30 protein-coding genes are annotated in these 22,964 nt (G+C 64.1%); 19 read left to right on the top strand and 11 right to left on the bottom strand.

The genetic code is table 11. The features are described from left to right. Positions 1–49: 49 nt before the first annotated feature. The 5 genes from IB272_RS04280 (at position 50) to IB272_RS04300 (ending at position 2,064) form a co-directional block, all read left to right on the top strand. On the top strand, positions 50–379 hold the full coding sequence (locus tag IB272_RS04280) for a metalloregulator ArsR/SmtB family transcription factor (RefSeq protein WP_060580687.1): 330 nt from the start codon (positions 50–52) through the stop codon (positions 377–379). After that, on the top strand, positions 376–843 hold the full coding sequence (locus IB272_RS04285; RefSeq protein WP_060580614.1) for an SRPBCC domain-containing protein: 468 nt from the start codon (positions 376–378) through the stop codon (positions 841–843). Before IB272_RS04280 ends, IB272_RS04285 begins: the two co-directional genes overlap by 4 nt. Before the next feature lie 119 nt (positions 844–962). After that, positions 963–1,376, top strand: a complete 414-nt coding sequence (locus tag IB272_RS04290; RefSeq protein WP_113135388.1) for a GFA family protein — start codon at positions 963–965, stop codon at positions 1,374–1,376. A 131-nt stretch (positions 1,377–1,507) separates the two neighbouring features. Beyond that, positions 1,508–1,915: a hypothetical protein gene (locus tag IB272_RS04295; RefSeq protein WP_192444219.1), complete on the top strand. Its 408-nt coding sequence runs from the start codon at positions 1,508–1,510 to the stop codon at positions 1,913–1,915. Then, on the top strand, positions 1,912–2,064 hold the full coding sequence (locus tag IB272_RS04300; RefSeq protein WP_192444220.1) for a hypothetical protein: 153 nt from the start codon (positions 1,912–1,914) through the stop codon (positions 2,062–2,064). The genes IB272_RS04295 and IB272_RS04300 overlap by 4 nt, the downstream gene beginning before the upstream one ends. Before the next feature lie 68 nt (positions 2,065–2,132). On the opposite strand, the gene IB272_RS04305 is transcribed toward IB272_RS04300, so the two are convergent. Next, a complete protein-coding gene (locus IB272_RS04305; RefSeq protein ID WP_060580612.1) occupies positions 2,133–2,759 on the bottom strand; it encodes a glutathione S-transferase family protein in 627 nt (208 codons plus the stop codon). A 171-nt stretch (positions 2,760–2,930) separates the two neighbouring features. Between IB272_RS04305 and IB272_RS04310 the strand changes: the two genes are divergently transcribed. Next, positions 2,931–3,989, top strand: a complete 1,059-nt coding sequence (locus IB272_RS04310; RefSeq protein ID WP_060519636.1) for a succinylglutamate desuccinylase/aspartoacylase family protein — start codon at positions 2,931–2,933, stop codon at positions 3,987–3,989. A 28-nt stretch (positions 3,990–4,017) separates the two neighbouring features. On the opposite strand, the gene IB272_RS04315 is transcribed toward IB272_RS04310, so the two are convergent. Then, entirely contained in the window at positions 4,018–4,494 is a 477-nt protein-coding gene (locus IB272_RS04315) for an Lrp/AsnC family transcriptional regulator (RefSeq protein ID WP_034804555.1), read from the bottom strand. Positions 4,495–4,732: 238 nt separating this feature from the next. Between IB272_RS04315 and tatA the strand changes: the two genes are divergently transcribed. The 5 genes from tatA (at position 4,733) to IB272_RS04340 (ending at position 8,211) form a co-directional block, all read left to right on the top strand. Then, positions 4,733–5,902, top strand: a complete 1,170-nt coding sequence (gene tatA, locus IB272_RS04320) for a tyrosine aminotransferase (RefSeq protein ID WP_060580611.1) — start codon at positions 4,733–4,735, stop codon at positions 5,900–5,902. Between the two features lie 8 nt (positions 5,903–5,910). Further along, positions 5,911–6,543: a YitT family protein gene (locus IB272_RS04325; RefSeq protein ID WP_034804562.1), complete on the top strand. Its 633-nt coding sequence runs from the start codon at positions 5,911–5,913 to the stop codon at positions 6,541–6,543. A gap of 122 nt (positions 6,544–6,665) precedes the next feature. After that, positions 6,666–7,019, top strand: a complete 354-nt coding sequence (locus IB272_RS04330) for an ArsC family reductase (RefSeq protein ID WP_034804565.1) — start codon at positions 6,666–6,668, stop codon at positions 7,017–7,019. A gap of 21 nt (positions 7,020–7,040) precedes the next feature. Continuing rightward, positions 7,041–7,514, top strand: coding sequence for a Cys-tRNA(Pro) deacylase (gene ybaK, locus IB272_RS04335; RefSeq protein ID WP_060580610.1), 474 nt, complete (start codon positions 7,041–7,043; stop codon positions 7,512–7,514). Between the two features lie 109 nt (positions 7,515–7,623). Next, positions 7,624–8,211, top strand: coding sequence for a dual specificity protein phosphatase family protein (locus IB272_RS04340; protein ID WP_060580609.1), 588 nt, complete (start codon positions 7,624–7,626; stop codon positions 8,209–8,211). A 282-nt stretch (positions 8,212–8,493) separates the two neighbouring features. Here IB272_RS04340 and IB272_RS04345 read toward each other — a convergent pair whose 3' ends face one another. Continuing rightward, positions 8,494–8,949, bottom strand: coding sequence for a MarR family winged helix-turn-helix transcriptional regulator (locus IB272_RS04345; RefSeq protein ID WP_246801838.1), 456 nt, complete (start codon positions 8,947–8,949; stop codon positions 8,494–8,496). 84 nt (positions 8,950–9,033) lie between these two features. Between IB272_RS04345 and IB272_RS04350 the strand changes: the two genes are divergently transcribed. The 3 genes from IB272_RS04350 (at position 9,034) to IB272_RS04360 (ending at position 12,019) form a co-directional block, all read left to right on the top strand. Beyond that, positions 9,034–9,705, top strand: a complete 672-nt coding sequence (locus tag IB272_RS04350) for a glutathione S-transferase family protein (RefSeq protein WP_246810297.1) — start codon at positions 9,034–9,036, stop codon at positions 9,703–9,705. 93 nt (positions 9,706–9,798) lie between these two features. Next, complete coding sequence (locus IB272_RS04355) at positions 9,799–10,677, top strand: MBL fold metallo-hydrolase (protein ID WP_246810314.1); 879 nt, start codon at positions 9,799–9,801, stop codon at positions 10,675–10,677. Positions 10,678–10,765: 88 nt separating this feature from the next. Next, positions 10,766–12,019 (top strand): aminopeptidase, encoded by a 1,254-nt coding sequence (locus IB272_RS04360; protein WP_034804607.1) that lies wholly within the window; start codon positions 10,766–10,768, stop codon positions 12,017–12,019. An 89-nt stretch (positions 12,020–12,108) separates the two neighbouring features. On the opposite strand, the gene IB272_RS04365 is transcribed toward IB272_RS04360, so the two are convergent. From IB272_RS04365 to IB272_RS04375, 3 genes are all read right to left on the bottom strand, one after another. Next, entirely contained in the window at positions 12,109–12,507 is a 399-nt protein-coding gene (locus tag IB272_RS04365; protein ID WP_034804610.1) for a VOC family protein, read from the bottom strand. A gap of 21 nt (positions 12,508–12,528) precedes the next feature. Beyond that, positions 12,529–13,158 (bottom strand): sigma factor, encoded by a 630-nt coding sequence (locus IB272_RS04370; RefSeq protein ID WP_060580684.1) that lies wholly within the window; start codon positions 13,156–13,158, stop codon positions 12,529–12,531. A 75-nt stretch (positions 13,159–13,233) separates the two neighbouring features. Then, entirely contained in the window at positions 13,234–14,112 is an 879-nt protein-coding gene (locus IB272_RS04375; RefSeq protein ID WP_060580607.1) for an EamA family transporter, read from the bottom strand. Positions 14,113–14,201: 89 nt separating this feature from the next. Between IB272_RS04375 and IB272_RS04380 the strand changes: the two genes are divergently transcribed. Next, a complete protein-coding gene (locus tag IB272_RS04380; RefSeq protein WP_113135386.1) occupies positions 14,202–14,696 on the top strand; it encodes a MarR family transcriptional regulator in 495 nt (164 codons plus the stop codon). A 6-nt stretch (positions 14,697–14,702) separates the two neighbouring features. On the opposite strand, the gene IB272_RS04385 is transcribed toward IB272_RS04380, so the two are convergent. The 4 genes from IB272_RS04385 to IB272_RS04400 form a co-directional block, all read right to left on the bottom strand. Then, the gene (locus tag IB272_RS04385) at positions 14,703–15,293 is read right to left on the bottom strand and encodes an NAD(P)H-dependent oxidoreductase (RefSeq protein WP_060580606.1); all 591 of its coding nucleotides are present in this window, start codon (positions 15,291–15,293) and stop codon (positions 14,703–14,705) included. 165 nt (positions 15,294–15,458) lie between these two features. After that, positions 15,459–16,043: an AAA family ATPase gene (locus IB272_RS04390; RefSeq protein WP_049811022.1), complete on the bottom strand. Its 585-nt coding sequence runs from the start codon at positions 16,041–16,043 to the stop codon at positions 15,459–15,461. Positions 16,044–16,109: 66 nt separating this feature from the next. Next, complete coding sequence (gene xseA, locus IB272_RS04395) at positions 16,110–17,714, bottom strand: exodeoxyribonuclease VII large subunit (RefSeq protein ID WP_060580683.1); 1,605 nt, start codon at positions 17,712–17,714, stop codon at positions 16,110–16,112. Between the two features lie 73 nt (positions 17,715–17,787). Continuing rightward, entirely contained in the window at positions 17,788–19,608 is a 1,821-nt protein-coding gene (locus IB272_RS04400; RefSeq protein ID WP_113135384.1) for a hypothetical protein, read from the bottom strand. A 169-nt stretch (positions 19,609–19,777) separates the two neighbouring features. Between IB272_RS04400 and IB272_RS04405 the strand changes: the two genes are divergently transcribed. The 4 genes from IB272_RS04405 to IB272_RS04420 are packed head-to-tail and all read left to right on the top strand — an operon-like array spanning position 19,778 to position 22,109. After that, positions 19,778–20,806: a glycosyltransferase family 2 protein gene (locus IB272_RS04405; protein WP_090296428.1), complete on the top strand. Its 1,029-nt coding sequence runs from the start codon at positions 19,778–19,780 to the stop codon at positions 20,804–20,806. Continuing rightward, positions 20,803–21,510 (top strand): class I SAM-dependent methyltransferase, encoded by a 708-nt coding sequence (locus IB272_RS04410; RefSeq protein ID WP_060580604.1) that lies wholly within the window; start codon positions 20,803–20,805, stop codon positions 21,508–21,510. Before IB272_RS04405 ends, IB272_RS04410 begins: the two co-directional genes overlap by 4 nt. A gap of 3 nt (positions 21,511–21,513) precedes the next feature. Next, positions 21,514–21,882 (top strand): transporter, encoded by a 369-nt coding sequence (locus IB272_RS04415; RefSeq protein ID WP_234798717.1) that lies wholly within the window; start codon positions 21,514–21,516, stop codon positions 21,880–21,882. A 17-nt stretch (positions 21,883–21,899) separates the two neighbouring features. Continuing rightward, a complete protein-coding gene (locus tag IB272_RS04420) occupies positions 21,900–22,109 on the top strand; it encodes a hypothetical protein (RefSeq protein WP_034804625.1) in 210 nt (69 codons plus the stop codon). Positions 22,110–22,113: 4 nt separating this feature from the next. Here the strand turns inward: IB272_RS04420 and IB272_RS04425 are convergent, their stop codons facing one another. After that, on the bottom strand, positions 22,114–22,893 hold the full coding sequence (locus IB272_RS04425; protein ID WP_034804627.1) for a helix-turn-helix transcriptional regulator: 780 nt from the start codon (positions 22,891–22,893) through the stop codon (positions 22,114–22,116). Positions 22,894–22,964: the final 71 nt, after the last annotated feature.

A 22,964-nucleotide genomic window follows, 5' to 3' on the forward strand; every position in this document is an offset into this window, starting at 1 on the left:
ATCAATAGCATTGACTAATCAATTAGTATCCGCTATTTATTTATCCATGATGATCGAAGCCGCTCCCATCACCGCCGTCATGCGCGCCCTTGCCGATCCGACCAGGCGCGCCGTGTTCGAGCGCATCGCCAATGCCGACGAGATCACCGTCGTTGAACTGACGCGCGGCAGCGGCGTGACGCAGGGCGCGATTTCGCAGCACCTCAAGTCGCTGAAACAGGCGGGTCTCGTCGCCGAGCGTCCGGAGGGCCGCAACGTCTATTACCGCGCCGAGCCCGAGGGCCTGGCGCCGCTCGTCGACTGGATGAGCCACTACGGTACCTTCTGGCGTGACCGCTTCGCCAATCTGCGCACCCTTCTCAAGGAGATCGATCCATGACCGACGCAGCAGCCTTGAAACTCGAGACCCAGGATATCGTCGTCGACGAGGTCTTTCCGCATACGCCCGAGACGATCTGGAGGACGCTGACCAACGGCGAAATGATGGGCCGATGGATCATGCCGCCGACCGGCTTCCAACCGGTGGAAGGCACCCATTTCACCTTCCGGACGACGCCCGCCGGCGCATGGGACGGGACCATCCGTTGCCAGGTGCTGGAGGTGCGCCCGCATGAGCGTTTCGTCTACTCCTGGAAAGGTGGCGACGAAGGCAACAGCGGCTATGGCTCGCGTCTCGATACGGTCGTCACCTGGACGCTGACGAAGGTCGACAACGGCACCCGCCTCCGGCTCGTTCATTCGGGCTTCGTCACGCCGAAGAACGACAGCGCCTATGCCAACATGAGCAATGGCTGGCCGAAGGTCCTGTCGCGGCTCGGCACCGTTACCGACGAACAGCATTGAAGCCCAGGCCGGATCGCCATAGCGATCCGGCTCCCCCCCGAAACAGGCAAAGTGATTGGTCGGCGTCGCCCTCGCAGCCACGCGAAAGGCTTTGCCGTGCCCGAGACTGGAGCGAATGTATGCGCAAGTCCTATATCGGCGGATGCGCCTGCGGTGCGATCCGCTACGAGATCTCAGGAGAACCGGTCTTCTCCAACGACTGCCAGTGCCGTGATTGCCAGCACGAAAGCGGGACCGGGCACGGATCGCATATGACGTTCCGCCGCGAGGGCGTGAAGCTCGAAGGTCAGGCCTCGCATTGGGACATGGTCGCCGACAGCGGCCATGTGAAGACGCGCGGCTTCTGTCCCAGCTGCGGCTCTCCGGTCTACATGACCTTCTCAGCCATGCCGGAGTTCTTCAGCGTTCGCGCTGCAAGCCTCGACGATCCCAGCCGTTACAGACCGCAAGCGGTGACCTACGCCGTGCGCGGCCTTGCCTGGGACCGTCTCGATCCGAATTTGCAGAAATTTGGCCGGATGCCGACGGAGTAGCGAAGCAACAGCCTCGGCCAACGGTGAGGTCTTCCATTCTTCGCCGGATGTCCTTGGCATTGTCAGCCGGCATCCCCATCTCCGGTCGAGACCACATGTCGTGGCGCGCGACCCGGGCGGCGGAGGGTACCATGTCGTCGAACCAATTCGCATTCGATCTCGGCTGTCCCCAGCCAGCGCCGGCAATCGACATCCTCTACTTCGCGCTACTTCCGGACGAGCCGGCTGCCACGAAGGCACTGGCGATTGCCGAAAGGGATTTCGCCGACCAGATGGCGGATGGCTTCATCTATCAGCCCGATCGCCTGCACGTCTCTGTCGACAAGCGCTGGCAGGGCCGCGGCTTGCCCGACTTCGCGGTTGCGGATGCGCTGCGGCAGGGTGACCGCGTCGACGTGCCAGCGGTCGAGATCCGCCTCGACAGGTTGGTCAGCAACGGCAATGGCCGCGACCGACGCGCGACGCCGCGCCGGGCTTCAGCGCGCTGGTCCGGCAGATCGAGGCGCTCAAACGCCCGCTCATGGCAATCCCCCATATGACGCTCTACCGGAACGATCGGGTCGCGCCGGATCTCCGCGTTTCCGAACCGGTCTCCTGGGTGGCGCGCGAACTCGTTCTGATCCATGCCCGCAAGGGGGCGGGCTCTACGAAGATCCTCGCCCGCTGGCCGCTATTGCCGTCGCGCTGAAGTCCAGGCGGAAGGTAGCCGTACACCTTGGTGATGTGCCAGCCCGGCTCCGACGGGGAGCCACCCCCTTACGCGGGCGGAATGAAGGGCTGGCTGATCGTCTGGAACACCGGAAGCGCTTCAAGCATGTCCGCATGCGCCTGCAGACGCGGATAGCGCCCCATCGCGACCAGATCGGGATGCACCTCCTTGAGGAAGTGCAACACGGCCGCAACGGCGATATCCACATGGCCGATGCGCTCGCCGAACCAGTAGGCGCCCGTGCTTTGCGCGCGGCTCGTTTCGAGCACTTGAAGCGTCTCTTCGATCTGGCGGCGGCAGCGGTCGACCCAGAGTGCCGAGACCGCCCCGTGCAACCGCTTCTCGTAGAACAGGCTGACGGCCTTTTCGCCGAGGCCCGTGGCGAGCGTCGCGATTCTCAACGCCCCGTGGCGCGCCGGTTCCGTTCGCGGGAACAGGACCCGTTCGTCGGAAACGAGACTGTCTAGATAATCGAGAATGATATGGCTGTCGGTAAGCACCGTCCCATCGTCCAGAACCAGCGTCGGCACGCGCGTCAGCGGATTGTAGGCCCGAAGCTCGTCGGCATTGCCGAAGGACGACCAGGGACGGTGTTCGAACGGGATGTCGTAAAGGCTGAGCGCGATGCCCACGCGTCGCACGAAGGGGGAGTCATATTGGCCGATCAGGATCATCTTGCTGTCTCCCACCTGTGCTGGATGCTTCACGGAACAATAGGCCTGCCGATCATGTCAAAGCCAGAGCGACGTCGGCGCAACCCGAAACCGCACCCTAGTTCTTAGCGACTTGCGGAGCGCCTTGGGAATGCCGATAAGCGCGACCAACGAACGATACGGGAGGAGCCCATGGACGTTTCCGAAATCATCATCGCCGGCGATACGCCCGGTATCGAATGGCGCCTGCCGGTTTTCCGTTTCAAGGGCAGAACGGCCGCTGCACCGAAGACCTACATCCAGGCGGCGCTGCACGCCAACGAACTGCCGGGCACCGCACTTGCCCATTTCCTGCTGCAGCGGCTGCAGCAGGCGGAGAAGGACGGCGCCATCCTCGGCGACATCACCGTCGTGCCCCAGGCAAACCCGATCGGCACCGCACAGTCGCATTTCGGCGAGTTGCAGGGCCGCTTTGACCTCGGCTCACGCACGAACTTCAACCGTGATTTTCCGCTGATCACGCTTGGCGACCGTGACCGGCTGATCGACGATCTCGACCGCTACTCGGCGACGGATCGGCTGAAACGGCAGCTGCTGCATATGGCGCTCGGCGCCGACCTGATGCTCGATCTTCATTGCGACGACGAGGCGCTGCAATACGCCTATATCGACGACGCCTTCTGGCCGGAAGCGGGCGACCTCGCCTCGGCGCTCGATATGGAGGCGGTCTTCCTTTCGGACGGCGAAAGCTCCGCCTTCGAGGAGGCTGTCGCCTATGCCTGGAAATACGAAACCGGGCAGAAGAAGACACGCCTGCCGGGACGCCTCTCGGTGACGGTCGAGCTTCGCGGCACGCGCGACGTCTATCCGGAGCTTGCTCGCAAGGATGCCGAAGGGGTCTTCCGCTTCCTCGTCGCCCGCGGCGTCATTACCGGTGACGAAGAAACGATTGCACCCTTCGCTGGCATCATCGCACCGCTCGACAACATCGAGATGATCCGGGCCCCTGAGGCCGGCGCCATCCTGTTCCACCGGGATATCGGCGAGAGCGTGAAGGCGGGCGATCTGCTCGCAACGATCCTTACGCGCCCCGGCCAGGCGGACGGCGCCCTCGAGGTGCGCGCGCCGCAGGACGGGCTGATTGTCACCCGCGTCTCGACCCGCCTTGCACGCCGGCGCTCGGACTTGATGAAGATCGCCTGCGCTGCGCCGTCGAGCGCCGGGCGCAAACCCGGGTCGCTTGAAGCCTAGGGCCTGGGATTGAATGTTCAAGCGGCCGTCACGCCCCCGTGGCGGCCGTCATCTTTGGGCTGTCGAGCAGAATGGTCGAGCGCAACGTCTTGATCTCGGCGATCTGCTCGAATTCGCTCCAGAGCAGGCGTTTGTAATCCGCGACGTCGCGCACCGCGATCTTCAGAAGAAAATCGAAATCGCCGGCGACCGTGTGGCATTCCACCACCTCCGGCATGCGCGACACCAGCTCGATGAAGCGCTGGCCGACCTTGCTTGCGGTGCGCTCCAGCGTCACCTCGACGAAGGCCTGGAAGCCGATGCCGGCTGCCTTCGGATCGACGACCACCGTCTGGCGGATGACGCCGGCCGCATAGAGCCGGGCAAGGCGGCGCGACAGCGGCGCCGGCGAGAGCCCGACTCTCGCCGCAAGCGCGTTGTTGCTGAGCGATGCATCCTCCACCAGAAGGCGGATGATCCGCCGGTCGATCTGATCCAGTTCCACCGCCATCTTCTCAACCATCATCGCCCCCAACGCTTCGATTTCGGCTTCAGGAAGTATGCCGCAGCACGCAAATCAGCAAATGAATTGCAGAATTTTGCGCAAATAGCACGCTGTCGATATTGTCTCCGTGGCAAATATCGCATCGATTTTGCGCTTGCACTGACTTAAGAAGAAAGCCGCAGGGCAGCCGGAGGAACGGCGGCCGGCAGGCTTTCTCGACCGATAACGCATCGCTGCCACTCAAGGGGGAATTTCCGGCATGTTCGACGCTCTGACCCGCCAACCCGATGATCCGTTGCTGGCCCTGATCGGGCTTTACCGCAAGGACGAGCGCCCCGGAAAGGTCGATCTCGGCGTCGGCGTCTACCGCGACGAAACCGGCCACACCCCGATCTTTCGCGCCGTCAAGGCAGCGGAGAAGCGCCTGCTCGAAACGCAGGACAGCAAGTCCTATGTCGGCCCCGAGGGCGATCTCGTCTTTATCGATCATCTCTGGACGCTGGTCGGTGGCGATACCATCGATCGCAGCCATATCGCCGGCGTGCAGACGCCGGGCGGTTCCGGCGCTCTCCGGCTCGCGGCCGACCTCATCCACCAGATGGGCGGCAAGCGCATCTGGATCGGGCTGCCGAGCTGGCCAAACCATGCCAGCATCTTCAAGACCGCTGGCCTTGAGCCCGCCGGTTACCCGTTCTTCGACGTGCCGACGCAGAGCGTGCTCTTCGACAACATGATAACGGCGCTCCAGAGCGCTGCTGCCGGCGACGCCGTGCTGCTGCATGCGAGCTGCCACAACCCGACGGGCGGCGTCATCACGCAAGCGCAGTGGATGGAGCTTGCCGCCGTCATCGCCGAGCGCGGCCTGCTGCCGCTCGTCGACCTTGCCTACCAGGGCTTCGGCCGCGGTCTCGACGAGGATGTCGCCGGTCTCCGCCACCTGATCGGCGTCGTTCCGGAAGCGCTGGTTGCCGTTTCCTGCTCCAAGTCCTTCGGGCTCTATCGCGAGCGCGCCGGCGCGATCTTCGCGGTGACGGCCTCCTCGTCTTCGGCCGATACGGTCCGCTCCAACCTCGCCGGCCTTGCCCGCACCAGCTACTCGATGCCGCCGGATCACGGTGCTGCAATCGTGCGGATGATCCTTTCCGACGCCGAGCTCAAGCGTGACTGGCAAGCAGAACTCGAAACCATGCGGCTGCGCATCACCAACATCCGCCGCGCGCTCGCCGAAGGCTTGCGCGATCGCTGGCAGGCGCTCGGCGCCGTCGCCGGCCAGGAAGGCATGTTCTCGCTGCTTCCGCTTGCCGAGGCCGACGTCATGCGGCTTCGGAACGAGCACGGCATCTACATGCCCGGTTCCGGCCGCATCAACATTGCCGGCCTGAAGACGGCGGAAGTCGACGGCGTCATCGCCAACTTCAAGAACCTCTGAGGACCATGATGGCCGAGCACAGCATCGACGCGACAGAAACCCCGACTGAACGCCATCGCCTCTACGAGGATGCGCTGGCGATCCTGACGGGCACGCTGATCATGTCGCTCGGCATCATCATCTACAGCAAGGCGATGCTGCTCACGGGCAGCACGTCGGGCCTGGCACTGCTTCTGCAATATGCGACCGGCGCCGAGTTCTGGCTGGTCTTTTCGCTCGTCAACCTGCCCTTCTACGTCCTGGCGGTCAAACGGCTCGGCTGGATGTTTGCGCTGCGCACCTTCATCGCCGTCAGCCTCGTCTCGCTGTTTTCTCGGCTGACGGCCGGCTGGGTGGAGATCGCCCGGCTTGACCCGATCTATGCGGCGGTTGTCGGCGGCGGGCTGATGGGCATGGGCCTGTTGATCCTCTTTCGCCATCGCACCGGGCTTGGCGGCATCAACATCGTCGCGATCTATCTCCAGGAAAGGTTCGGCGTCCGTGCCGGCTATTTCCAGCTGGCGGTCGATCTCACCATTCTGGCTGCCGCCTTCTTCGTGTTGCCGCCATCGAACCTGGTGCTCTCGGTGATCGGGGCCGCTGTCGTCAACATGACGCTGGCGATCAATCACAAGCCGGGACGCTACGCCGGCGTGACCTGACGCAAGGTCTCGGTCTTCCCTCCCGCGCATCGGGCGGCTATCACTCCTGCCACGCTTTGAAATTGCGCGATTCCCAGAGGCGCGGCCGTTCGGGAATTGCTCGCTGCGGCTGGAGCATGGGAATGACGGTTACGATTTACGGCATCAAGAACTGCGACACGATGAAGAAGGCCCGCACCTGGCTCGACGGCCGGGGCATCGCCTATCGCTTCCACGACTATAAGGCCGAGGCCATCGACCGCCCGCATCTCGAGCGCTGGTGCAAGGAGGCCGGATGGGAAACGGTGCTGAACCGCGCCGGCACGACTTTCCGCAAGCTCGACGAGGCCGACAGGCAGGGCCTCGACGAACAGAAGGCGATTGCGCTGATGCTCGCCCAGCCCTCGATGATCAAGCGTCCGGTGCTCGAAGCGGACGGCAATCTGCTGATCGGCTTCAAGCCGGACCTCTACGAGGCCGTACTCGCCAAAGCCTGACCCCCATTTGGAGCGACGACGATGTCGAAGACCACGCGCGCCACGCAGATGCTTTCGAAGGCCGGTGTCACCTTCAGCGTGCATGCCTATGACTATGATCCCAATGCGGAGCGCGTCGGCCTGCAGGCAGCCGAGGCGCTCGGCGAGGATCCGAGCCGGGTGCTGAAGACGCTGATGGCTGAAGTCGACGGCAAGCCGGTCTGCTGCGTCGTTCCCTCGGATCGTGAGGTCAGCATGAAGAAGCTCGCCGCCGCCTTCGGCGGCAAGTCGGCGGCGATGATGAAGCCGGCGGATGCCGAGCGGCTGACCGGTTACCATGTCGGCGGCATCAGCCCGTTCGGCCAGAAAAAACACGTGCCGACGGCAATCGAGGAGGCCGCACTTGCCGAAGTGCAGGTCTACATCAATGGCGGACAGCGCGGTCTGCAGGTGCGGCTTGCACCCCGCGACGCCCAGGCCGCGCTAAAGGCGATCGCCGCACCACTCATCGCCTGAGGCGCTGCCATCAAAATATCACAGATGCCTTATACGAGCCGCTGATGCGGGGACGAAATGTGCAATTTTTGCATGCACGCCCGCCTTCGAACGGCGTCGGGTCTCTCACATGGCATTTTCAAAATTTCCCAGCGCGAAGCGTCTTTTGAAGCGCCTCGCCGTCGGCACGGCTGCGCTCGTCGCGGCCCTGGTCATCTACCTCGTCGGTCTTCAGTGGACCGGCAATTTCCATACGCTCGTGGCCGGTGAGGTCTACCGTTCGGCACAGCCGACGCCGGAGGCGATCGCCGCCTATTCCAAGGCCTACGGCATCCGCACCATTCTCAACCTGCGCGGCGAAAAGCCGGACGAGCGCTGGTATCGCGAAGAGGTTGCCGCCGCCGAGCGCAACGGTATCCGGCTCATCAACTTCCCCATGTCCGCTTCGGCCGAGATCGACCGCAAGGAAACCGACGCGCTGATGGCGATCCTCAGGGACGCGCCAAAGCCGCTTCTGATCCACTGCAAGGCCGGCGCCGACCGCACCGGCCTCGTCTCGACGATCTACCTGCAGCAGATCGCAGGGGTCGACGAGGAAACGGCCGAGTGGCAGCTTTCGCCGCTCTATGGACACGTGGCCATTCCCTATCTCTCCGGCACCTTCGCCATGGACGAGACCTGGGAAGCGCTGGAGAAGTCGTTCGGGCTGAGCAGCTAGACGACGACGGCGTCCTAGATTGACGCTCGCTCCGTCGAGGCCCCTCATCCGGCCTGCCGGCCACCTTCTCCCCGCAAGCGGGGCGAAGGAGACGCATGGTCCCGTTCGTCTCAGCAACGACGACCTCCCTCTCCTGTGACGGCTCCGGTCGGCGGCGCTACGAACAGCACGCCAGCACGCCCCCTCTCCCCACCTGCAGGAAGAGCGCTGAGGTGAGGGGTAACTTGCCTGGAAGGCGCTACCCGATCGTTCGCCGGTACCCTGTTTGAGAACTGACGTGGTCTACCTGAGCTTCGCCAGCAGCCCCGTGAGCTGCCGCGCCTCCGCTTCTGTCAGCCGGGCGCCGACATGGGCCTCTATCGAAGGCCCATAAGTCTGCCACATGCGCGCGCGCAGCGCCCTTCCGGCCTCGGTGACGACAACCCATTGGCCGCGACCGTCGGCGTCGAAGGCTTCGCGACGGACCAACCCCTCTTTGACCAGGCGATCGATCAGGCGCGACAAGTTATACTGCGCGAGCAAGGTGCGCGCCTCGATCTCGAAGGGCCGCAGCCGGCCGTCTTCGGCCTGAACCAGTTCCCACAACACGTCGTACCAGCCAAGCGGTGGCAGGCTGGCCCCCTTGAAATCGGCCTCGATCCGAGCAAGCACGCATTCCCGTGCGCGCATCAGGCAGATCCAGGCCGCGGTCGTTTCGGGGCCAGGGCCCTTCTCGTCGATTTTCGTCTCTTTGCTCATAGATGCAATTACATCCATCTTGAAAGTCGAAGCAAGCCCACATATATGCATATGCATCTACTTTACCTCAACCGGGAGATTGCCATGCTTACCCTCGTCAGCCACCATCTCTGCCCCTATGTGCAGCGTGCCTCGATCGCGCTCGACGAAAAAGGCGTTCGCTTCGAGCGGACCTATATCGACCTCAAGGCCAAGCCCGACTGGTTCCTGAAAATCTCGCCGCTCGGCAAGGTGCCGCTGTTGCAGGTGCCGCAGCAGAGCGGCGAAAAGGTACTGTTTGAAAGCTCCGTCATCGCCGAATATGTCGAGGAAAGCCAAGCCGGCCCGAAGCTTCACCCCGAAGACGCGCTGGAGCGCGCCCGTCATCGCGGCTGGATGGAATTCGGCTCGTCGATCCTTTCGGATCTCTGGGGCTTCGAGACTGCGAAGGACCGGGAAACCTACGAACAGAAACGCCAGGCGGTGGCCGGCAAACTTGTGACCATGGAAGCGGCACTTGGCGAAGGTCCCTACTTTGCCGGTACACAATTTTCGCTCGTCGATGCGGTCTTCGCACCGATCTTCCGTTACTTCGATCTCTTCGACACGCTTGCAGATCACGGCATTTTCGACGGACTCGATCGTGTCGGCGCCTGGCGCAAGGCGCTCGCCGAGCGGCCGAGCGTCAAGGCGGCCGTGACGCCGGATTACGGTGAGCGGCTGATGACCTTCCTCAGGGAGCACGACGCCTATCTGCTGCGCGCCGGACAGGCATAGCGAAGAGCGCGTGATCACGCCGTCCTTCAGTTTGGCGCGCGCCTGCTCTATGACAGGGCGCAAGCCATGCTGGAGGAGCGCCTTGTGACCGACATGATCTCGACCCTTACGGTTCTTGAGCCCTATCCCGGCGTCTATGCCTACTATGATGGGCGTGTTGCCGGAATGCGGCTCTATTCGCAGGCGGCGAACTGGCTCGATGACGGCGCCTACGAACTCGGCGTCGCCTCCTATGCCATCGTCGACGGCGCGCAAGCGCTGGTCTACGACACGCATATCTCGCTCGATCACGCCCGGGCGATCCGCAACCATCTCGAAAGCCTTGGCGTCACCGCGATCCGCGTCGTGCTCAGCCATTGGCATAAGGACCATGTGGCCGGAAATGCGGTCTTTGCCGATTGCGAGATCATCGCCCTCAAGCTGACGGCAGCGAAACTTGAAGAAAACCGCGAGAAGATCGAAACGGCGACGCCGCCGATCCAGCCCCTCGTGATGCCGAACCGCCTGTTCGACGAGACGCTTGCACTGACCGTCGGCGCACGCCGGGTCGAACTGCATCACTTCGCCATCCATAGCGCCGATGGCAACGTGATCTGGCTGCCCGAGGAGAAGTTGCTGCTGGCGGGCGATACGCTTGAGGATACGACGACCTTCATCAGCGAGGCTGAGCAGACGGCGACGCACATCGCGGAACTCAAGCGCCTGCGGCAATGGCAGATTGCTCGGATTCTACCCGCCCATGGCGATCGCGAACGCATCGCCAGCGGCGGCTACGGACCGAAACTGATCGATGCCAATCGCGGCTATCTCGAGCGGCTGACCCGCGCGATCGCGACCGGTTCTGCCATCGGCACACTCAAGGAATTCGCCGCCGAGGATATCGCCTCCGGCGCGATCCTCTATTTCGCGCCTTATGAGGCTGTGCACAGGAGCAATGTCGAGCGGGTGCGTGCGGCCCTCGGCGCGCGCTGATTGCACGAAACCTCCCGGGCTCAGCCTTCATTTTCGCCGCAAAGCGCTCTAAGTCTTCTTCTTCCGATTTCAGAAAGACAGGTAGATCATGACCTTTCCCGCCAATACGCCCGATCCGATCGACCCGGTGAAACTCGACAAGCTCGCGGAAGTCGCGATCCAGGTCGGCCTGCAGCTTCAGCGCGGTCAGGACCTTGTCATGACTGCGCCGGTCGCGGCGATGCCGCTTGTTCGCCTGATCACCAAGCACGCCTACAAGGCCGGTGCCGGCCTCGTGACGACGCTCTATTCGGACGAGGACACGACGCTTTCGCGTTATGCCTATGCACCGGACGAGAGCTTCGACCGGGCAAGCGACTGGCTGTTCAAGGGCATGGCCGAAGCTTTCGCCGGTGGTGCAGCGCGGCTTGCGATCTCCGGCGACAACCCGATGATGCTTTCGGCGCAGGATCCGGCCAAGGTGGCGCGGGCCAACAAGGCAAATTCCATTGCCTATAAGCCGGCGCTCGAAAAGATCTCGAACTTCGACATCAACTGGAACATCGTTTCCTACCCGAACCCGTCCTGGGCGAAGCTCGTCTTCCCGAACGACCCGGAAGAGGTTGCCGTCGAGAAGCTCGCCAACGCCATCTTCGCCGCCTCGCGCGTCGATGTCGCCGATCCGGTGGCCGCCTGGAAGGAGCACAACGCCAACCTCGCCCGGCGCTCGGCCTGGCTGAACGGCGAGCGCTTTGCCGCGTTGCACTTTACCGGCCCGGGCACCGATCTGACCGTCGGGCTTGCCGATGGCCATCTCTGGTGCGGCGGCGCATCGGAGGCCAAGAACGGCGTCACCTGCAACCCGAACATCCCGACCGAGGAAGTGTTCACGACGCCGCATGCGCTGCGCGTCGAAGGCCATGTCTCCTCGACCAAGCCGCTGTCGCACCAGGGCACGCTGATCGACAACATCCAGGTGCGTTTCGAGGGCGGCCGGATCGTCGAAGCCAAGGCATCGCGCGGCGAGGAAGTACTGAACAAGGTGCTAGACACCGACGAGGGCGCGCGCCGGCTCGGCGAAGTGGCTCTGGTGCCGCATTCCTCGCCGATCTCGGCAAGCGGCATCCTGTTCTACAACACGCTGTTTGATGAAAACGCCTCGTGCCACATCGCGCTCGGCCAGTGCTATTCCGGCTGTTTCGTCGACGACACCAAGCTGACGCCGGAACAGATCCGCGCCCAGGGCGGCAATTCCAGCCTGATCCACATCGACTGGATGATCGGTTCGGGCCAGGTCGACATCGACGGCGTGCGCGCCGATGGTAGCCGCGTCCCGGTCATGCGAAAGGGTGAATGGGCCTGATCACGGCCCCTCCCCGGTCTCGTCCGACCTGAAAGGCTTGTGGCCGCCGCAACACATGCGGCGGCCTTTTCTATTGGGGAAACGCCCCTTCAGCCGTTGGCAGCCCGCTTCAGACGCGGCATCTCCGCCGATTGGTAAAGGGACAGCACGTGGCCATCGGGATCGGCGAATTCTGCCGACCAGCCGCCGGGCGCATGGCTCACCGGCGTGACGATGGTGGTTCCCTTTTCAGCGAGGCCCGCGACCACATCGTCGATGCCGCCTTCGGCGAGATCGAACACAACGATCGGTGTGTTGCCCGGCTTGCTCTCCACGACGAAGAAGATCAACTCGACCTCGTCTTCTATCTTCGCCATCAGCCAGGAACCGGCTTCGTCGTCCTCCATGCGCTGGACGTTGAGACCCAGAACATCACGGTAGAAGGCTTCCGTGCGGGTGAGATCCGAGACGAAGTAGCAGATGGCCCCGATACGTGGTTTCGACAACATTGGTTGCTTCCCTTGTGTTTGTTACGCCGGCTTGTTGCCGCCGGTTGCCGTTTCGTGAGACGCGCGCGGCGAAAAATTGATCGCGAAGAGATGGCCGTCCGGATCGTGGCTGGCAAAGGCGGCGCGGCCGCCGCGGGTGACCGGCAGGAGGGCCTGACGAATACGGCCGCTTTCGAGCGGATAGCGAAGTCCGGTCAGTTCCAGATTGATCTCGACATGGCCGGCATCGCGCCAGGCCCGGCGCAGCATCAGGATGCGCTGGCGCAACGCTTCATCGGAAATGCCGAGGAGATGACGGATTTCGAGGCGATTGTGGCCGCCGATCGCCAGCAGCATCACGATCCTGAGGCTCGGGGAAAGCGTGACGGCGAACGCCAGCGGATCGCCAGAGCGCCGCTCTTCCACTTCGGGAACGTCCGCTTGCAGCTCGCGGCGCAAACGGCGAGCAGCGGTGCGCGCCTGCATCGCTGCGAGCTTGCGGAGAACACCGCAGAACCAGGCGCGATCGCCGCCGGTTGGAAAACGCCCTGCCTTGAGCGCGACGATCAGCGCCTCATGCAGCAAATCCTCCGCTTCGGCCGCACGGCGGCTTTGCCGCCTCGCGAAACGGAGGAGATCGGAATAGTGCGCTGGCGTCAGATGCTCGGTCATCAGGGCGTGCGCTTCTTTGAGGATTGACGTTGCCGGCAATGTGAAGCGCATGCGCTGTGGTTGCAAGCCCTGCTTTCAGGCGCGCGCCGCTCGCACCTTGGGGGCGAGTTGCGCGCGCTGGCTGAGCCAGACGCTGATGAAGACGACGAGGATGCCGAGCGCCTGCACCGGCGTCAGTTGCTCGCCGAGCACGCCCCAGCCGAGCAGGATGGCAACGACCGGGCTCAGGAAACCGAGCGGCGAGACGGCAGAAGGTTCGAGGCGCGACAGGCCGCGGAACCAGAGCAGATAGGTGAAGGCGGCGCCGATCAAGCCGAGATAGGCGAGACCGAGGACGTTGGCGGTGGTCAGCGGCGGCAGCGACGGCTCGAAGAACAGCGCCACCGGCACGAGCATGAGGCCACCGGCCGCCAATTGCCAGGCAGTGAAGGTGAGCGGCGGAACCGGCGGCGCCCAGTGGCGGCTCAGCACCGTGCCGAAGGCCATGGAGACGGCTCCGGCGAGACCAGCGAGCACCCCGAGCGGATCGAGCGCGGCGCCCGGCGTCAGCACCAGCAGGGCGACGCCGGCAATGCCCGCAAGGCCGGCAACCACGCTGAGCAGGCGGATCGGCGAGCCCAGGAAGACGCGCGACAAAAGGATGACGATCAGCGGCTGAACGGCACCGACGGTTGCGGCGACGCCGCCTGGCAGCCTGTAAGCGGAAACGAACAGCATGGCCCAGAAGAAGGAGAAGTTGAGCGCGCCGAGCACGAAGGTCCGCGGCCACCAGATACCGTCCGGCAGGCGCCGCACAATCAGGAGCAGGAGCAACCCCGCCGGCAGGGCCCGCAGCATGGCAACCGTCAACGGATAGCCAGACGGCAGGAACTCTGTGGTGACGAGATAGGTGCTGCCCCAGATGGCCGGTGCCAGCGCGGTCAAGGCAAGGTCGACGGTGCGGTTCGAAGTCATATCTTTACCTCAAGAATCTCTATATCAAGATAAAATGACGATAACGCGGTTTATCTCTAAGTCAAGATACTCTATGCTGAGATAAATGCATGGAGGTTTTGATGGATCGCGTCGACAGGATTTTGGCCCAATGGCACCGGGAGCGGCCGGACCTCGATGTTTCGGCCATGGGCCTGCTTGGCCGGCTCTCACGGGTTTCGACACATATCGCCCGGGAAATCGAGAAGTCGTTTTCCGAGCGCGGATTGAATGCGTCGAGCTTCGACGTGCTCGCGACGCTTCGTCGGTCCGGACCGCCCTATCGGCTTTCGCCCGGAGACCTTCTGGATACGACCATGGTCAGCTCCGGCACCATGACCAACCGCATCGATCAGCTTGAAAAGGCCGGGCTCGTCGAACGGATCGCCAATCCCGAGGACAGGCGGGGGGTGATCATCGCCTTGACGGACGAGGGCTTGCGCCGTGTCGACGAGGCCGCGACCGCGCATGTGGCCAACCAGCATCGCGTCGTTTCCGCGCTGTCGCCCGAGGAACGCGTAGTCCTCAACGCACTGCTGCGCAAATATCTTGCGACGTTCGAGTAGCCGCGATCACAGACTGGAGGCAAGCCGACGGACACGCTGCAGATGCGCCTTGCGCTTGGCGTCGGTCGCCCGGTCCATGTCGTGCAGCGCGAGCATGCGGAAGTTCAGTCCCTTGGCGCAGAAGGCGGCGATGCCGCGCTTCAAAAGCCGCTTCACCGGATTGCCCATGTAGAGATGCACCACCCACCAGGGCGAGCCGGTCGTCGTCAGCGCCCAGAAGAGCTTGATATTGTGGAGCCGCGGGATGATGCGGCCGCCGGCCGGGTCGTTGTCGAAGGCGATGCCCGGCGCAAAGACGCGATCGAAGAAGCCCTTCAGGATCGCCGGAAAATTGAACCACCATTGCGGGAAGACGAGCACCAGCCCATCGGCCGCCTGCAGCCGGCCGATCCAATCTGCCGCGCCTGACCGATCATAGGTGTCGGAGAAGTAACTGCCGCGCTCAGCGACGCTGAGGCGCGGATCGAAATCCTCGCGATAGAGATCGAGCAAGTCGACCGAATGTCCCCTCGCCTCCAAGGCGGCGCGCGCTTCACGCGCCACGTTCGCGGCAAAACTGTCTTCGAGCGGGTGGGCAAGCACGAGCAGGATGCGCATGCGGTGTTCCTAACATATCGATCTGGAATCAAGATCCGTCGCCGGGAAAATGAGCTTAAAAATCAACCGAATACAATGCCGTTTTTCGCGACCGTCAGGCCGCGCCGAGGAGGCAGTCATGCGAGCCGACACGCTCGCTCCCTGGACCGCCAGCAGCCGCCTTCTTCAGAACGGGGATTTGCCCGATCCTGCCCGGGCTTCCAGCGCCAGTGTGTCGAAGACGGAGGGCGAGCGGCGCACTGACCAGGCGGAAATCAATTGCGCGGCGGCGTCATCGGCGGCCTGTCCCGGACCAAGCTCCAGATCGTAACACTGTCCGACGTGAATGCGGTGAAAATCATCTGCGGCGCTGCCGATCGGCCGGTCGGCGCGAAGCCGTTCGCGCCGGATGAGTTCGTCGCGTTCACAATGAAGCGCGACAAAAAACACATCGAACGGCTGAAGCATCACCGCGAGCTCAGACGCCCAGCCGGGCTCTTCGAGAATGTGCTCCAGCAGGAGATTGTTGCCGGCTGACGCATAGGCGACCAGCGAGCGGTGAAAACCGTCGAAGAAACGCGCCCGGTGTTCCTTCCAACGAAAATCGCCGCGGCGGAACCTTTCCATTGGCACCGTCCCCGAATCGCGAAGATGGTCGATCGAAACATGCCAGAACGGCGCGCCGATCTGCGCCTGGACCGCCCGCGCCAGCGTCGATTTCCCGCTGCTGGAGGCGCCGTGGATGAAGATAATCTTGGCTCGCTCGACCATGCCGGGCTCCGTCACTCTCTTGCGAACGCTGGCGTTACGTCGTCGGCATGACAGCGGGATGACGCGCTAGAACAGGTTGCCCTGTTTCGGCGGGTCTCCCGCCGGGTCTGCGGGCTTCGGCTGCTTCTTGCGGGGCGCCGTCGGCGGAGAACCTGGCTCGCCCTCCCCGTCGCCGGCAATCGCCGACACGCGACCGTCGGCAAATTCCAGGCTGAGCGTCATGCCGACCGAGACGGACGCAGCCTGGCGCACCGGCCCGCCTTCGGCATCGCGCACCAGCGCAAAACCGCGCTGCAGGACGTTGCGATAGGAAAGCGACTGCAGGATGCGATCCTGGGCGACGATGACGCTGCGCAGGCGTCGCACGTCGGCGCGCACGGCCGCATCGGACCGGGCAGCAAGCCCGGCGACGCGATCGGATGCCCGATGGATCTGGCCGATGAGGCGCGAGGGTAAGGCGCGCAGCGCAGCGTCGGCCGCAGAAACCCGCGCCTCGCCGCGATGTACCTGCCGCTCGACGATGCGGTCGGCCTTGTTCATGGCATCGACCAGGCGCTGGCGACGCTCGGAAAGCTTGCCCTTGAGAAGGTCGGCACGCAGCTCGGTAGACACGCGTTCGAACTGACGACGCTTGTTCGCCGTGTTCATCGTGAGCCCGCGCCCGAGCCCGAGTGCAGCCTCGTCGAAACGGCGGCGCGGCAGCGCCAGCAACTGGTCGAGCGACGGCAGCGCCCGCGCCAGAGACCGCACCGCCTGGCGGCGATTGTCCATCTGGCGTCCGACAGCCGACTTGAGGCGTGCCGACAGGCCGGAGAGACCGGCTTCGAGATCGGCCCTGACCGGCACCGCCATTTCCGCTGCACCCGTCGGCGTCGGCGCGCGCTGGTCGGCGGCATAGTCGATCAGCGTCCAGTCGGTCTCGTGGCCGACGGCCGAAATCAGCGGGATCCCGGAGGCGGCGGCGGCGCGCACGACGGCCTCGTCGTTGAAGCCCCAGAGGTCTTCAAGGCTGCCGCCGCCACGCGCGACGATCAGGACATCCGGCCGCGCAATCGGCCCGCCGGGCTCGATCGCGTTGAAGCCGCGGATCGCCGCTGCCACCTCGTCACCCGAGCCATCGCCCTGCACGCGAACCGGCCAGACGACGACATGGACGGGAAAGCGGTCGGCGATGCGGTGCAGGATGTCGCGGATGACGGCACCGGTCGGCGACGTCACGACACCGATCACCTTGGGCATATAGGGCAGCTGCCGCTTGCGATTGGCGTCGAAGAGCCCTTCGGCGGCGAGCTTGCGCTTGCGCTCTTCGAGCAGCGCCATCAGTGCGCCGGCGCCGGCCGGTTCCATCGTCTCGATGACGATCTGATACTTCGACGAGCCCGGGAAGGTCGTGACCTTGCCGGTCGCGATCACCTCCATGCCCTCTTCCGGACGGAAGCGCAGGCGCGAGAAGGTACCCTTCCAGATGACTGCATCGATGCGCGCCCGATCGTCTTTGAGCGCGAAATAGGCGTGGCCCGACGAATGAGGGCCGCGATAGCCGGAGATTTCGCCGCGCACGCGCACCTGGTCGAAGGCCTGTTCGACCGTTCGCTTGATCGAGCCCGAAAGCTCGGACACCGAATATTCGGTGAGGTTGCTCGGAGAATCGCTGTCGAAGAAAGAGGCCATTGCCTCTTTTACCGCACCCTTCGCCGAAGGCCAGCACATCCCTCACGCTTTCCACGCGCCAGGGGCGTGGCGCTCAAGGCGCAAGCGTATAGAGCCGGATGGGCGAGCCTTTCGAAACAGGCAGGGGCGACAGGAATGCCGGCACGCGCCCGGCGGCGAGATCCGCATAGAGACCACGCGGAGCGCGGGCAGCTATGACCTGCGTTTGAGCGTCAACGGCGCAGAAGGCGAGCACCGGCTGCCCGAGCTGGTGCAACAGGACGGCGGCGGCTCCAGGCTCGGCCAGGCCGATCTTCAGCTCGCGGAGCATGCCGCCGGCATTGCGATGATAGGGCGCGCTGAGCACGCGGTGTTCGGTGCGGCGAAGCAGCGTCGCGCCGATATCCGACGGTCCGACGACCAGCGACGGCGCCAGCCGCCCAATATCGGCAAGGGCGGCGTCGGTCAGGCACGCCTCGCCGTTCGTGACCGCTGCTTCCGCGGCAGCAAACCCGCTGATCCCCTTTTCCGCAAGCGTTCCGGCAACGGCCCACATCGCCGGAACGGAAACGAGCAGCGCTCCGACATAGAGAAGGGAGGCGCGGGCGCCAGCCGTTCCGCCGCTCGACCGCGCACGCAGGTCGGCAAGCAGCAGGGCCATCGGCACGATGGCGAGCAGGTTGGAAAATGCCATACCGCGGACCTGGACGAGGGCGATCGCCAGGCTCGAAAGCACCAAGGCAAGGAGCACCAGATGGAGATCGATCCGGTCGCGATGCAAGATGCGCCAGAGGCAGATGGCCGAGGCAAAGGCGCCGGTGAAATAGTAGGCGCCGATATTGGTCGGCTCCTGCGCAGCGATCAGCGTGACGGAACGGGCTTCGGAGATATGGTCGAGCCAGAGCTCGATGAGCAGCGGATCGAGACCGGCCAGTGGATTACCGAGGCATTGCGGCGCCACCGACAGGGCGACCGCGGCAACGACGAGACCGCAGAGAGCGAGCGCGCCGAAGCGCAGCGCTGGCGCGCGGTGGCTGACAGTGGCGGCGGCGAGCGCGAGGAGAACGCCTCCCGTCAGCGCCAGCGAATAGAAGGCGATCGAGAGATTGTCGCAGGTCGCGACGAAATAGAGGCGCGGCGGCACGGTCGAAAAGAAGATGACGCTGAGGCCGGCTGCCAGCGACAGGCCGAAGGCGACGGTCGAACGCGCGGCCGTCTGGCCGGCCCAGAGCCACTGGCAGGCAACGATTGCGCAGACGACCGCCACGAGTGGCGTGGTTTCGGCACCTACGGCGATCGCGAGTGCGGCCGCCGCTCCCGCAAGCGCATAGTTTAGGGCACGATACCGTCGATCGACGAGCATCGCCGCCATGACCGCGGCCAGCACCAGTTGCACATTGTGGTGATCGATGGCCCCCCCGAGGAAACGGTTCGAGGTGGCGATGAAGATCGCGGTCAGCCCCAGGCAGAAATGCATGGCGACCGTGCCGCCGGCACGGCGTCCGGCGAGCCCCATCGCCGCAAGCAGCCCGACCGCGAGCGCCATCGGCCAGATCGCAAGCGCCAGGACTTCTGCCTGCTCCACGCCGACAAAAGGCCGAAAAATCGACATGAGCCCGGCGATCGGCAGATCGATCAGGCGCGACCAGTGCATCAGCGTTCCGCCCTCAAGCCCCAGGCGGGGCTGGGTGAGGTCGAACCAGCTCTGTCCGGCGAGGAGGTCGCGCACCTCGACCAGGCGCATGGCATCGTCATTGTCGCGGCCGAGATAATCCGGCGCCCGCATGAACTGGGTGACGAGGAAAAGAACCGTGGGCACGCCATAGGCGAGCACCATCCCAAGGAGGCTCGACGAGAGCCGCCGCTGCCTGGGCGTAGCCGCCATTTCCGGTAGTGCCGCCATTCCGCTCGACATAGGTTCCCGCCCTCTAGATCGCGTGGATCTTACGTCCCTGCGATCAAGAAAGCGTAAAGCGCGCGGCGGCGAGGCCGGTCGCATCGACCGGCCCGCGCGGCGCACCTTGGCGTCTTGTTAACACCCTGATCCTATGATGGCGCGATCCAACAGCAACCGAGCCACCTTGATGTTCGACCGCTTCAACATCGCCGTTCTCCTGCCTTGCTACAACGAAGCATCGACCATCGGACAGGTGGTCGAGGGTTTCCAGACGGCACTGCCGACGGCGCGAATTTACGTCTACGACAACAACTCGACCGACGGCACGGCGTTGAAGGCGATGCTTGCCGGCGCGACCGTCGTACGTGAACGCCGGCAGGGCAAGGGGCACGTGGTGCGCCGCATGCTCGCCGATATCGACGCCGACATCTATGTCATGGCCGACGGCGACAGCACCTATTGCCCGACCGATGCGGAAGACCTGATCCGCACCTTGATCACCGAGCGCGCCGACATGGTCGTCGGCACGCGGCGCGGCGTTCACGACGATGCCGGCAGGCAGGGTCACGCCTTCGGCAACAGGCTTTTCAACATTCTGTACCGGGAAATTTTCGGTACCGATTTCAACGACATCTTCTCCGGTTACCGCGTACTCTCGCGCCGCTTCGCCAAGAGCTTCCCGGCGATTTCCAACGGCTTTGAAATCGAAACGGAGATGTCCGTCCATGCCTCGCGTCTCAAACTGCCGGTCGCGGAGCTTGAACTGGACTATGGCCGGCGCCCGGAAGGTTCCCATTCCAAGCTGTCGACGTACAAGGATGGCGCCAAGATCCTCTGGACCTTCGCCATGCTCATGAAAGAAACGCGGCCCTTCACGTTCTTCGGCGTGATCGCCATGGCGTTCTTTGCGACGAGCATCGGCTTCATGATGCCTGTCTTGCTCGAATATTTCGCCACAGGCCTCGTGCCGCGCATGCCGACCTGGGTCCTCGCGCTGGCCATGCTGATGATGTCGATCATCATGTTCACCGCAGGCCTGATCCTCGATTCGGTCTCGCGCGCCCGCACCGAGCAGCTCCGGCTGCACTACATCGCGACACCGGTACGGGCTGCGCCGCTGGAGAAGGTCGATAGCGGCGTCGCTCTGCCCCGGGGCGAGGACCAGGAAGCCGGCTTGCAGTCGGCACCACGCATTGTGCGGGAGCGCCGCGGATGAACCGGGAAACGACCAACCGCATACGCTTCCTGATCGAAGACGTCATGCCGCCGATCCTCAGGGATTCGCGCCTGTTCAAGGGTATGGCGAGCCTCGCCTGGGGCAAGCACATCGCCCATCTCGCCGACTTTCGCGCACGGGCGCCGTTCCTGTCGGCGAACGAGTACGAGGACCTCTACCGGCAGCACCCAAGAGTGCACGAGGGAACGGACAATTCCGAAGCCTGCGTGCGCAAGATCGCGGCAAGCGTCGTCGGCGACAGCGTCTGCGACGTCGGTTGCGGCACCGGCGTTCTGTTGAAGCGTATCCGGGAAGCCAAGCCCGACCTTAAACGCCTCGCCGGTGTCGACTTCGCCATCGACGATGCGGCCCGGATCGAAGGCATCGAATATCACGCCGCGATGATCGAGGACCTGCCCTTTGCGGACGGCGAATTCGACACGGTCGTTTGCACGCATGTGATCGAGCACATTCTCGACTACCGCAAGGCGATCGCCGAGCTTCGCCGGGTCACTCGCCGGCGCCTGATCATCGTCGTGCCGCGCGAGCGCGAGTACCGCTACACCTTCAATCCGCACTTCAATTTCTTTCCCTATACCCACTCCTTCCTGCGGGCGATGCATCCCGTTCCGGCCGAGCACACATGCGTCGATATCGGCCGCGATATCTTCTATTGCGAAGACAGAACTGCCGCGGCGGAGTGAGGCATGGCGATGAACCTCAATCTCACGCCCACCGTCTGGTTCGGGCTGTTCTTCACGCCGGTGCTGATCTCGGCCGGGCAGATCCTCTTCAAGCTGACAAGCGCGAAGACCGGGAATGCCAGTGCCCAGGGGCTCCTGGCTCTGGCCCTCAGCCCCACCCTGCTGATTGCGCTCGCCGTCTACGGCATCGGCACGATCATCTGGATCTTCACGATCAAGTCGGTGCCACTGACGATCGCCTATTCCTTCATGGCGCTTACCTTCTGCATCGTGCCGCTGCTTGCCGCCGTCTTTCTCGGCGAGGCGGTGACGCTGCGCTACGCCTTCGGCGCCGCGCTGATCATCAGCGGCATGATCATCATCAACTCCTAAGGGGATAAGCGGGCCTCATGATCGTCACCGCATCCTTCGTCCTCGGCATTGCCGTATGCGGCCTCAAATCCGCCCGCGCCTGCCTGTTTGCCGGCACGGGGCTGCTGGCGCTTGCCGGCGCAAACGGCGACTGGATCCAGGCGGCGGCAGCGATCGGCGCTTACAACATGGGCGTCGCGCTGATGATTTGCGGCGCGATTGCCATCGGCCTGGAGCGCGACCGATAGCCGATCATCCCTTGCGTTCGAAAAACGCCCTGGTCTCCTCGTCGGCCGGAAAGAAGGATTCGATCAGCACCCCCTCGACCAGCGCATCCTGGGTCGAGCCGAAGGTCTGAAGCGTGGTGATGAAGCTTAAGCGCAAGCCGCCGATGTCGAGCTCGATCGGCAGCACCGGCAACCGGTCAGTGTCCGGATGGTTTTCGGTCGCACGCGCCACGGCCGGATTGGACGCCGCTTTTTCCAGGCGCTTGCCGAGGCGGCTGCGGGGACCCTGCAGCCAGGCTTCGGTTCTGACCCGCTGCACCAGATCGGCGGCCGCGGCCTCCCAGTTGACGACCAGCTTGCGCACATTGTCGTCACCGAGAAACGTGTCGAGAAAGTTCTCGCCGGGCTGGAACGGAATGTCGGCGGCAACCGCCAGGCTCGCCAGCGCCGGATTAACGACCAGCAGCGTATACTCGTGATCGAGCACCAGCCCCGGATAGGGATCGTGGCGCGCCAGGATCAGCCTGATGGCATTGGCAACGACCGGCGGCATGGCGTCCAGCCCGGCGGCGGGCCGCGTCGCCATGCGCGGTCGATAGCCGGCTGCCGAAAACAGCGTGCCCTGGTCGCGAGCGGGGACTTCCAGCACGGAGGCCAGCCGCAGGATCATGCCCTCCGACGGTTTCGAGCGGCCGGTTTCGAGAAAGGACAGGTGGCGCGCCGAGATGCCGGCGGCAACCGCAAGATCAAGCTGGCTCATGCGGCGGTGCCCGCGCCATTCCTTCAGATGTTCACCAAACTGCATGGGTCGTGATTCTCCGTTCTGCCGGAGAGTGGCGCGCGCCGGTCGTAAAATCCATTACCTCGGAGGTAATT

Origin of the sequence: Ensifer sp. ENS08 (genome assembly GCF_014852195.1) — a bacterium.
In the GTDB taxonomy this organism is placed as follows: Bacteria; Pseudomonadota; Alphaproteobacteria; order Rhizobiales; family Rhizobiaceae; genus Ensifer; species Ensifer adhaerens.